7 protein-coding genes are annotated in these 11,781 nt (G+C 67.5%); all 7 read left to right on the top strand.

The features are described 5' to 3' along the window. Positions 1–56: 56 nt before the first annotated feature. Positions 57–275: a DUF350 domain-containing protein gene (locus ACN9MV_RS32835; protein ID WP_093055038.1), complete on the top strand. Its 219-nt coding sequence runs from the start codon at positions 57–59 to the stop codon at positions 273–275. After that, a complete protein-coding gene (locus ACN9MV_RS32830) occupies positions 272–1,828 on the top strand; it encodes a polyamine aminopropyltransferase (RefSeq protein WP_426390927.1) in 1,557 nt (518 codons plus the stop codon). Before ACN9MV_RS32835 ends, ACN9MV_RS32830 begins: the two co-directional genes overlap by 4 nt. A gap of 6 nt (positions 1,829–1,834) precedes the next feature. Then, positions 1,835–3,478 carry an FAD-dependent oxidoreductase gene (locus ACN9MV_RS32825; protein ID WP_426390926.1) on the top strand — a complete coding sequence of 548 codons (1,644 nt, stop codon included), beginning with the start codon at positions 1,835–1,837 and terminating at the stop codon, positions 3,476–3,478. Beyond that, positions 3,475–4,599 carry a saccharopine dehydrogenase family protein gene (locus tag ACN9MV_RS32820; protein WP_426390925.1) on the top strand — a complete coding sequence of 375 codons (1,125 nt, stop codon included), beginning with the start codon at positions 3,475–3,477 and terminating at the stop codon, positions 4,597–4,599. The genes ACN9MV_RS32825 and ACN9MV_RS32820 overlap by 4 nt, the downstream gene beginning before the upstream one ends. Continuing rightward, complete coding sequence (locus ACN9MV_RS32815; RefSeq protein ID WP_426390924.1) at positions 4,596–4,979, top strand: DoxX-like family protein; 384 nt, start codon at positions 4,596–4,598, stop codon at positions 4,977–4,979. The genes ACN9MV_RS32820 and ACN9MV_RS32815 overlap by 4 nt, the downstream gene beginning before the upstream one ends. Before the next feature lies 1 nt (position 4,980). Beyond that, positions 4,981–5,457: a DUF2269 family protein gene (locus ACN9MV_RS32810; RefSeq protein WP_258352111.1), complete on the top strand. Its 477-nt coding sequence runs from the start codon at positions 4,981–4,983 to the stop codon at positions 5,455–5,457. A 308-nt stretch (positions 5,458–5,765) separates the two neighbouring features. Beyond that, a complete protein-coding gene (locus ACN9MV_RS32805; RefSeq protein ID WP_426390923.1) occupies positions 5,766–11,777 on the top strand; it encodes an alpha-2-macroglobulin family protein in 6,012 nt (2,003 codons plus the stop codon). Positions 11,778–11,781 lie beyond the last annotated feature (4 nt).

Below are 11,781 nucleotides of genomic sequence, written 5' to 3'. Positions count from 1 at the left end.
GGCGAAGATGCACGCGATGTCTGACTCTCACCTCACTACTACGACTGGAGGTCCCCATGGGATTTGAATGGCTGAAACCGGGCGTGGTCCTCGGATCGCTCGTGTACGCGCTGATCGGCGTCGTGATCTTCTGGCTCTGCTTTTTGATCATCGACAAGATCACGCCCTATGACCTGTGGGGCGAGATCGTCGAGAAGCAGAACGTGGCGCTGGGGCTGGTGGTTGCCGCGATGAGCCTGGGCATCTGCATCATCGTCGCCGCAGCAATCCATTGAACGACGCGGCCCTGCCCGCGCGCACCCCGGATGCGCGGGGGCCGCAACCCATAGAGATCGCGCTGCTCGCCAGCGTGTTCGTGGTCGCTGCCTGCGGCCTGGTCTACGAACTGAGCGCGGCCGCGCTCAGCTCTTATCTGCTCGGCGACTCGGTGCTGCAGTTCAGCACCATCATCGGCACCTATCTGTTTGCCATGGGCGTGGGCTCCTGGCTCTCGCGCTATTTCGACCGGCAACTGCCGGCGCATTTCCTTCGCATCGAGTTGATGGTGGCGCTGATCGGCGGCGCGCTGCCGGCGATCCTGTTTCTTGCCAACGCCTACGTGCCGAGCGCCTTCCGGCTGCTGCTGTACGGCCTGGTGATGGTCGTCGGCACGCTGGTGGGGCTCGAGATTCCGCTGGTGATGCGCATCCTGAAGCGCAACATCGTGCTCAAGAACCTGGTGTCGCAGGTTCTCACCTTCGACTACCTCGGCGCACTGGCCGTGTCGGTGGCGTTTCCGCTCATCCTCGTGCCGCAGCTCGGCATGATCCGCACCGGCCTGCTGTTCGGCTTCATGAACGCGGCCGTGGCGGTGTGGGCGCTGTGGCTGTTCCGCCATGAGCTGCGCCGCGTCGGCGCGCATGCGCTGGCCTGCTTTCTCGCACTGGCCGCGCTGGTGGCGGCTTTCGTCTGGGCCGACCACATCACCACGCTGGCAGAAGACAAGTTCTACCAAGACCGTATCGTCTTCAGCGCCACCTCGCCCTACCAGCGCATCGTGGTCACGCGCGGGCTGCTCGGGCACCGCCTGTTCCTCAACGGCAACCTGCAGTTTGCAGAGCGCGACGAGTACCGCTATCACGAAGCGCTGGTGCACCCGGTGATGGCCGCGCAAGGCGCGCCGAAGAAGGTCGCGGTGCTAGGCGGTGGCGACGGCATGGCGGTGCGCGAGATCCTGAAGTACCCCTCGGTCGAGTCGGTCACGCTCGTGGAACTCGATCCGAACATGACGAAACTCTTCACCGATCACGAGACGCTGGCTGCGCTCAACGGCCACTCGCTTTCGTCGCCCAAGGTGAAGATCGTCAACACCGACGCCTTCCAGTGGCTGCAGCAGCCCGGCGACATGTTCGACGTGATCGTGGTCGACTTTCCGGATCCGACCAACTTCGCCATCGGCAAGCTCTACACCAACAGCTTCTATGCGCTGCTCGAAAAGCGCCTGTCGGCCAGTGGTTATGCGGTGATCCAGACGACTTCGCCGCTGGTCGCGCGCAAGAGCTACTGGACAGTGACGACCACCATCGAATCGGTAGGCCTTCGTGCCACGCCGTACCACGCGCACGTGCCGAGCTTCGGCGAATGGGGCTACATCATCGCGAGCCGCCGGCCGTACCGCATGCCCGATGCGCTGCCTTCGGGCCTGCGCTTTCTGTCGCCTTCCACGCTGCCGCTGATGTTCGACTTTCCGCTCGACATGGCGCGCGTGCCGGCCGAAGTGAACCGGCTGTCGAATCAAATCTTGGTCACCACTTACGAGCAGGAGTGGGGCAAGGTGATGGCGCACTAGCCGACCATGCAACGGCGCGAATTCCTCGGCGTGGCGGCAGGTGCGGCGGGCGTCCTGGCGCTCGCGGGCTGCGAGTCGCCGACACCGCCCATCGAAGGCGGCTTCAGCGGCATCGATGTCACGCGTGGCCATGCGATGCGCGATGGCGCACTGCGCAGCGCGTCGCCCGCCGTCGTGAAGCGCACGCGCGTCGTCATCGCCGGCGGCGGCGTCGCGGGCCTCGCTGCCGCACGCGCCCTGCGGCTTTCAGGCATCGACGACTTCGCGCTGCTCGAACTCGAAGACACCGCCGGCGGCAACGCACGCGGCGGCATCGTCAACGGCATCGCCTGCCCGCTCGGCGCGCATTACCTGCCCGTGCCCGGCGACGACGCACGCGAGGTGCAGGACCTGCTCGAAGAACTCGGCCTGCGCCGCCGCGTGGCGGGCCGATGGGAATACGACGAGGTCACCCTCTGCCACAGCCCGCAGGAGCGCCTGTTCATCCACGGCGAGTGGCAGGACGGCCTGCTGCCCATGCATGGCGTGGGCGAAGGCACGCTCGCGCAGTACCGCAAGTTCGCGCAGCGCATCGACGCGCTGCAGCACGCCGCGCACTTCGCCATTCCCACGCTGAAGGTCGCCGTCACGCCCGAACTGCTGGCGCTCGACGCCATCACCTTCGCCACTTGGCTCGACGGCGAAGGCTTCAGCGATGCGCAACTGCGCTGGTACCTCGACTACTGCTGCCGCGACGACTACGGCGCAGGCATCGGGCAGGTGTCGGCCTGGGCCGGCATCCACTACTTCGCAAGCCGGCACGGCTTTCATGCGCCCGGCGATCCGACTGGCAGCGTCAACGACTCGAGCCCCGAGCGCGACGGCATCCTCACCTGGCCCGAAGGCAACGGCTGGCTCACGAAGCAGCTGGCCAGGCCGCTCGGCGACCGCTTGCGCACCGGCCAGGTCGTCACGCGCATCGCCGAAGTGCGCGGTGGCGTCGAGGTCGATGCGTGGGACGCGGCGTCGAAATCGATCGTGCGCTGGCAGGCCGAGCGCTGCATCGTCGCGCTGCCCGTGTTCATCGCCGCGCGCGTGGTCGAGAACCCGCCCGAGATGCTGAAGACCGCCGCCGCGCACGTGCGCTACGCGCCCTGGCTCGTGGCCAACGTGCACCTGCGTGGCCCGCTGGCCGACAGGCCCGGCGCCGCGCCGAGCTGGGACAACGTGATCTATGGCACCAAGGGCCTGGGCTACGTCGACGCGCGCCACCAGTCGCTCGACCCGACGCCGCGCGGCACGGTGCTCAGCTGGTACCGGCCGCTGGGCCCGAGCAGCTACGACACCGCCGATGGCCGCAAGCTGCTGCTTGAGCGCCCGTGGACCGGCTGGCGCGATGACCTGCTCGCCGAGCTGTCGGCGCCGCATCCCGACCTGCCATCGCTGGCGACGCGCATCGACATCACCCGCTATGGGCACGCCATGTCGATCCCCCGGCCCGGCCTGCTGGCGCAGATCGGCCCGCAGCGCACCGCGCCGGATACCGCGCATCGCGGTAGCGTCGTTGCAGGCCGGCTGTCGTTCGCGCATGCCGACTGGTCGGGCTACTCGATCTTCGAAGAGGCGTTCACGCGCGGGCACGTCGCGGGCAGCGACGCGGCGGCGGCATGAAGACGCTGGTGCTCGGCGGCTACGGCAACTTCGGTGCGCGCATCTCCCGCGCGCTGGCCGGCGACCCGGGCATTGAGCTGCTGGTGGCGGGGCGCGATGCGCAGCGCGCCACGGCGTTCGCAGAGTCGCTGGGCGGTGGCGCGCGCGGGGTTCGCATCGATGTGCAGGCGCCCGATCTTGCGGACGCGCTGCGCAGGCTCGGCATCGCGTTGGTGATCCACACTGCCGGACCCTTTCAGAACCAGGACTACCGCGTGCCGCAGGCCGTCGCGGCGGCGGGCGCGCACTACATCGACCTGGCCGATGGCCGGCGCTTCGTGTGCGACTTCCCGTCGGCGCAAGACGCTGCCTTCAGCGATGCGGGCCGTACAGCCGTCAGCGGGGCCAGCACCGTGCCGGCGCTTTCCTCGGCGGTGGTCGACCACCTCGCGGCCGGCTGGCAAGGCATCCGCAGCATCGACATCTGCATCGCCCCGGCACAAGGCGCGCCGCGCGGCGAGGCCACGCTGGCCGGCGTGCTCGCCTACTGCGGTGAGCCCATCCGCGTATGGCAAGGGGGCAAGTGGGTCGAGCAGCCCGGCTGGGCCGATCCCGTGAAGGTCGAGTTCGCGCGCATGAAGCCGCGCCGCGGTGCGCTCTGCGACATTCCCGATCTCGAGCTCTTTCCCGCACGCTATGCCGGCGTGCAGTCGGTGATGTTCCGCGCCGCGCTCGAAGTCGGACTGGCGCAGCACGCCTTCGCCTTCATGGCGTTCATGCACCGCATGGGCCTGCTGCCCACGCCGCAGAAGCTGGCGCCGCTGCTGCATTCGACCGGCGGCGTGTTCGACGCGCTCGGTACCGCGCTGGGCGGCATGGTCGTGCGCGTGGAAGGCACGGATGCGCAGGGCGCGCCGGCACGCCGCGCGTGGCACGTAGCAGCCGACGACAACCACGGCCCTGAGATCCCCTGCATGGCCGCCATCCTGCTGGCCCGGCGTCTCGCGCGCGGCGACGATGCGTTGCCCGCGGGCGCGCATGCCTGTGCCGGCCTGCTCGCTCTGTCCGAATTCGAGCCGGAGTTCGCGCGCTGGGGCATGGTGACCGACGTGGTCGAAGAAAAAGGCGCAGCCACCGCATGAGCAGCAGCCCCGCCGACGAGACCGACCGCCTGCTGCGCCTCAGCCTCGTCGCCGTGTGGCTCTTCACCGCCATCGCCAGCATCGTCGAACTGAACGGCCAGAGCCGGCAGGTGCTGGCCGAAGCGGGCATTGCCTCGCCGCCGTGGCTGGTGCAGCTGCTGATCGTTAGTGGCGCGGCGGCTGATCTCGTGATCGGTCTTGCCCTGTGGCTGCGGCCCGGCCGCATCGTGTACCTGGCCGCCCTCGCCCTGATGCTCGCCATGACCCTCGTGGCGACGATGCTCCAGCCGAGCCTGTGGCTGCATCCCCTCGGCCCGCTGCTCAAGAACCTTCCCATCGCCGCCCTGCTCTGGCACCTGTACCGCCGTGCAGCGCAATGACATGAACACCTACCTCGTCCTCAAGTGGTTGCACATCGTCTCCAGCGTGCTGATGGTCGGCACGGGGCTGGGCTCGGCGTTCTACATGTTCTTCACCAACCGCAGCGGCAGCGTGCCCGCGCAGGCGGTGGTGAGTCGGCTGGTGGTGCGCGCCGACTGGTGGTTCACCACGCCCACCGTCATCCTCCAGCCGGCCACCGGTTTCGCGCTGGCGCACATGGCGGGCTGGCCGCTGTCCACGCCGTGGCTCGCGCTGTCGCTGGGGCTGTTCGTGTTCGCGGGCATCTGCTGGCTGCCGGTGGTGTGGCTGCAGATTCGCATGGCCGCTATCGCGGCACAGGCGCATCGTGAGGCGACACCGCTGCCGCCGCTCTACGCGCGCTATCAACGCTATTGGGAACTGCTCGGCTACCCGGCCTTCGTGGCCATGGTCGTGGTGTTCTACCTGATGGTGAACAAGCCCCAGCTTTCGTTCTGAGATGAAAACCCGCTTCTCCTCACTTCGTCGATGGAACAGCCGCGCCCATTGTGCGAAGGACGCCGGGTGCTCCCCGCAGCGAAATAAAGGAGGAGGCCGCAGGCCGGGGGACATTCGCGGAGGGGAGCACCCGGTGTCCTTCGCACACACCCCGAACAAGAGCGTCCCCAACGCCCCGCCATGAATCATTGAGATAAAGGACCCGCGCAGGCCTGTGCAGTTTTCACCAAGACTTCACACACAGCGCCATTGCTTCACAGATGGTCCGCAAACTCGCGGACGCCAACAAAAACACAGTGGGAGCGTCCATGCTTCAAGTCGCCAATCGAAAACTCGCGTCGTTCAGTGACGTGCTCTTCACCGGACTGGGCCGCGTGCTCGGCTTTCTGCGTCCGGTGGCCCGTGGGCTCATCGGTTCCTGGCGACCACCGGGCTGGCTGCGCATCGCGGGCGCATTCCTGCTCTTTGGACTGCAGTGGCTGCAGCAGCGGCTGGCCTGGCTGGTGTTGCTCCTGCTGCTCGTGCTGGCCGGCTGGATGGCCAGCCCCCATGTGATCAAGTGGTGGCACGGCCTCACGCCCGATCGCGTCGAACCCGTCGTCGCCGCCGCGAAGACCGAGCCGCCGCAGCGCACGCAGATCGAGCTCGACAGGGGCCCGAACCCCTTCGTCATCAATTTCTCGGCCTCGGTGGCGCCCATTGCACGCATCGGCCAGGAGGCCACCGGCGTCACCATCGAGCCCGCCATTGCCGGCCGCTGGACGTGGACCAAGCAGAACCGGCTCGAATTCCTGCCCGCGCAAGACTGGCCCATCGGCCAGCCGTACAAGGTGCAGATCGCCGACAGCGCACTCGCACCGCACATCGAGATGGCCCTGCGCAAGTACGAGTTCATCTCGCCCGAATTCACCGCGCAGATCAACGCCGCCGAGTTCTATCAAGACCCGGTGCAGGCCAACGTGCGCCGCGCGCTCTTTCAGGTGCATTTCTCGCACCCCGTGAACACGGCTGAGTTCGAAAAGCGCCTGGTGCTGACCTACGACCAGCCCTGCAGCTCCTCGTTCTTCAGCGTGGGCAAGTGCGCGAGCGAGAAGTTCACGGTCAGCTACGACAAGCTGCGCCTCAACGCCACCCTGCAATCAGAGCCGCTGCCGATTCCCGAGAAGACTCGCCCGGCGATTCTCAGCCTCACCTCCGGGACGGTCGCGCAGAAGGGCGGCCCGGCGCTGCGTGCCGACATGTCCCGCGCGGTCGACATCCCCGGCCTCTTCAGCCTGAGCATCGCCAGCATCGAACCCATCATCGTCACCGGAGAGAACGGCGAGCCCGAGCACGTGATGCACGTCACCGCCTCCATGCCCGTGCACGAGCGCGAAATGGCGCGCGTGGTGCAAGCCTGGCTGCTGCCCGCGACAGAAGAAGCCAAGGGCGATCCCGACGAGAAGTTCGACTGGTCCGCCGATCCGTCGAAGGTCACTGATGCCGTGCTGCGCCGCGCCAAAAAGATAAACCTCCAGCCCATCGCCAGCGAGCGCGAAGTGACCGAGATGGTCAGCTTCCGCATGCCGCAGGCCGAGGGCGGTCGCTACCTGCTGGTGCGCGTGGCCAAGGGCCTGAAGACGCCCGGCGGCTACCAGCTCGGCGCCGCACGGCAAGACGTGCGCCTGCTCAAGACCTTCGCGCCCGAACTCACCATCATGAGCCAGGGCTCGCTGCTCGCACTCTCGGGCGAGCGCAAGCTGCCGATTCTCGTGCGCGACCTGCCCGGCATCCGCCTCGAAATCGGCCGCCTGTTGCCGCAGCAGCTGCAGCACCTGGTGACGCAGACCAACGGCGACTTCTCGCATCCGCAGTTCTATGGCGGCCTGCAGTCGGACAACCTCGTCGACCGCTTCCAGAAGGAGATTCCGCTCAGCATTCCCGCTGGCAAGGCGCACTACGAGACCGTCGATTTCGCCGAGTACCTGCGCAACGACGTGGCCGATCGTCGCGGTGTGTTCCTGCTCAAGGTGCAGGGCTACGACCCCAAGGCGAAGAAGAAGCCGGAGGGCGATGAGCAGCAAGCCCAGCCCGAAGATGAACAGCAGCAGGAAGAACAGTCGTCCGACGAAGAAGGCAACGGCGAAGGCGGCAGCCCCGAGCAGCAGCTCGACCAGCGCCTCGTGCTCGTCACCGACCTCGGCATCGTCGCCAAGAAGTCGCTCGACGGCACGCGCGACGTGTTCGTGCAGAGCATCGCCAACGGCCAGCCCGTGGCCGGTGCGCTGGTCGAGGTGTGGGGCCGCAACGGCATGATCGTCGCGTCGCAGGCCACGGATGCGACGGGCGCCGCCAAGCTGCCCAACCTCGCCGGATACCAGCGTGAGAAAGCGCCGGTGGTGCTGGTCGTGCGCAAGGACGGCGACCTGAGCTTCCTGCCCTTCAATCGCAACGACCGCACGCTGGACATCTCTCGCTTCGACGTCGGCGGCCTGCGCGCGGCCGGCGTGCCGAACCAGATGACGGCTTACGTCTTCAGCGACCGCGGCATCTACCGCCCCGGCGACACCATGCACATCGCGATGATGGTCAAGGCCGGCAACTGGGGCACCTCGCTGCGCGACCTGCCGCTCGAAGCCGAGATCATCGATGCGCGCGGCCTCAGCGTACGCCGCGAAAAACTCAAGCTCGGCCCCGGCGGCGCGGCGGAAATCGCCCACACCACGCAAGACACATCGCCCACCGGCAACTACACCGTCAATCTCTACCTGCCGCGCGAATCGTCGCCCGGCACGCCCGAGGTCGAAGGCCTGCTGATCGGCAGCACCACCGTGAAGGTGCAGGAGTTCCTGCCCGACCGCACCAAGGTCACGGCCAAGCTCAGCAGCGAAATCGCGGAGGGCTGGGTCAAGCCCAAGGACTTGAAGGCGCTCATCGACGTGCAGAACCTCTTCGGCACGCCCGCGCCCGACCGCAAAGTGGAAGGCACGCTCACGCTGAGCCCCGGCTTCCCGGTGTTCCGCGCCTTCACCGACTACGCCTTCTTCGATCCGCAGCGCGCCGCCGACAAGCAGGTCGACGACCTGGGCAGCGTGCAGACCAGCGCCGACGGCAAGGCCGAATTCGACCTGCGCCTGTCGCGCTTCGACGCCGCCACCTATCAGGTGCACGTGCTCGCCAAGGCCTTCGAGCCCGAGGGTGGGCGCAGCGTGTCGGCCGAGGCGCAGACGCTGGTGAGCGACATGCCCTATCTCGTCGGCGTGAAGGTCGACGGCGACGTCGGCTATGTGAGCAAGGGCGCCGCGCGCAACGCCACCGTGATCGCCATCGACCCGCAGGCGAAGAAGACGGCCGTGGCCGACCTGAAGATCGAGCGCGTCGAGCGCAAGGTGCTGTCGGTGCTCATCAAGCAGGACAACGGCCTGTACCGCTACGAGTCGCGCCGCAAGGAAGTCGTGCTCGACGAGAAGCCCTTCGCCATCGCCGCGGCCGGCAACAACGTGGCGCTGGACACAGGCGCGCCCGGCAACTTCGCCTATGTGGTGCGCAACGCGCAGGGGTTGGAGCTCAATCGCGTGGAGTACAGCGTGGCGGGCAATGCCAACGTATCGCGCTCGCTCGACCGCAATGCGGAGCTGCAGCTCACGCTCGACCGCAAGGACTACGAGCCGGGGCAAGAGATTGCGGTGAGCATCCGCGCGCCGTACGTGGGTGCGGGCCTCATCACCATCGAGCGCGACAAGGTTTACGCGCACGCTTGGTTCAAGACCGACAAGACCGCTTCGGTGCAGAAGATCACCCTGCCCAAGGACTTCGAGGGTACCGGCTACATCAACGTGCACTTCGTGCGCGACCCGGCCTCTGACGAGGTCTACATGAGCCCGCTGTCGTACGGCGTCGTACCCTTCGCCACCGCGCTGACCAAGCGCACCGCCAACCTGCAGCTCACCAGCAGCGAGCTGGTGAAGCCGGGGCAGACCGTGAAGATGAAGCTCACCAGCGACAAGCCCACGCGCGCCGTGGTGTTCGCGGTGGACGAAGGCATCCTGCAGGTGGCGCGCTACAAGACGCCCGACCCGCTGAAGCACTTCTTCCAGAAGCGCGCGCTCGAAGTCGGCACGCTGCAGACGCTCGACCTGATCCTGCCGGAGTTCAAGAAGCTCATGCAGGGCGCCGCACCCGGCGGCGACGGAGAAGGCGAACTCGGCAAGCACCTGAACCCGTTCAAGCGCAAGCGCGACAAGCCGGTGGCGTACTGGTCGGGCCTGGTCGACGTGAACGGCAGCCGCGAGTTCAGCTACACCGTGCCCGAGAGCTTCAACGGCAGCCTGCGCGTGATGGCCGTGGCCGTGAACGACGAGACCACAGCCGCCAAGACCACCCGCACAGTGGTGCGCGGCGACATGGTGATATTGCCGAACGCGCCGCTCGCGATGGCGCCCGGCGATACGGTCGAGGTGGGCGTGGGCCTCGCGAACAACATCGTGGGTTCGGGCAAGGAAGCGCCCATTGCACTCACGCTCACCGCCTCCGGCGGGCTCGAAGTGGTGGGCGACGCCACGCAGACGCTCAAGGTCAACGAGCGCGGCGAAGCCAGCACCAAGTTCAATGTGCGCGCCAAGCCGGGCGAACAGGCGGTGCTGGGTTCTTCCGCGCTGGTGTTCACCTCGACGCACAAGACCTTCAGCGCGCGCCTGTCGACCGAAGTGAGCGTGCGGCCCGCATCGCCCTTCGTCACGCTGGTGCAGGCCGGCAGCTTCCAGCGCGCGGGCGAGCTGTCGAGCCAGGCCGACCTGTACCCGAACTTCCGCCAGAGCGACGTGGCGGTGTCGGCCGCGCCGTGGGCCTTCGCGACCGGGCTCATGCAGTACCTGGAGGTGTATCCGCACGGCTGCACCGAACAGATCACGAGCCAGACCTTTCCGGCCGTGCTGCTCGCGGGCCGCCCCGAGCTGGTAAAGGAAATGGCGCGCGGTCGCACGGCCGAGCAAGGCCCGATGCCCGAGGCACGCAAGACCTTCGAGCGCTATCTCGTGCAGCTGCGCGCACGGCAGACGGCCGACGGCGGCTTCTCGCTGTGGCCCGGTGCCGGCACCGACGCCTTTGCCACGCTATACGCAGTGCACCTGCTGGTCGAAGCCAAGGACCACAAGCTGCCCGTGCCGCAAGACCTGCTGCAGAAGGCCAACGCGTACCTGCAGGGCTGGCTCGGCAGCGGCGACGCATCGCTCGACGGCTGGCGCCAGCGCACGCAGGCGGCCTACCTGCTGACGCGCCAGGGCATCATCGCGCCGGCCGCGTTGGCCAACCTGCGCGAAGCCTGGCGCAGCAAGCAGACGCAGGGCTGGAGCGATGACCTCGGCGCCGTCTACCTCGCCGCGAGCTACCAGCTCGTGAAGCAGGAGCAGGTGGCCAACGAGCTGCTGAACCCGGTGTGGTCCGACCTGCTCGCGCGCACCGAGAAGAAGCAGCGCCGTAATGTCTGGGGCGCCTACTACGACCCGCTGGTGCACGACAGCATGACGCTGCACCTGGTGGGCCGCCACTTCCCGTCGCGCCTGAAGACGCTGAAGCCCGCGGTGTGGGAAGGCATGGCGGCGATGGTGCGCGACGGCTGGTACAACAGCCTGTCGTCGGCCTCGATGCTGCTCGCGGTCGATTCGTACTTCGAGGCCGTGGGGCAGAACGTCGAGGGCAAGCTCACGGCGAGCACCGTCAACGCGCAAGGCCAGGCCGCAGCGCTCGCGCTGGGTGCGGTGAACCCGATCACGCGAGCCGCGGTGCCGACCGGCACGGCCAAGCTGAAGCTGTCGAACGACAGCGACTTCAACCTGTACTACAGCTGGGCCGAACAGGGCTTCGAGCGCAACGTGCCCGCCACGGCGGTGAACAAGGGCCTCGAAATCTTCCATGAAGTGCTCGATGCCAAGGGCAACCCGATCACCAAGGCCAAGCTCGGTGAAGAGGTCACGGTGCGGGTGCGCGTGCGCAGCCTGGAGCGCGCGCAGCTCAACGACGTGGCGCTGGTCGACGTGCTGCCCGGTGGCCTCGAGCCGGTGCTGCAGGCCGTGGGCGATGACGACGATGCCAACGCCGACGCGCCCATCTGGAAGAAGCGCCTGGGCGGAGGCGGCTCGTGGAAGGTGCAATACGCCGACATCCGCGAAGACCGCGTCGTGTTCTACGGCAGCGTCAACAAAGACCTGCTCGAAGTGACCTACAAGGCACGCGCCACCAACGTGGGCGACTACGTGGTGCCGGCAGCGTACGGTGAGGCGATGTACGACCGGCGCGTGTTCTCGCGCTCGGCGGGTGCGCGCTTCCAGGTCGTCGGCAACTGAGGCA

Source organism: Variovorax sp. R-27 (assembly GCF_049913215.1).
Lineage (GTDB): Bacteria > Pseudomonadota > Gammaproteobacteria > Burkholderiales > Burkholderiaceae_C > Variovorax.
This window is presented reverse-complemented; position numbering and strand designations above follow the sequence as displayed.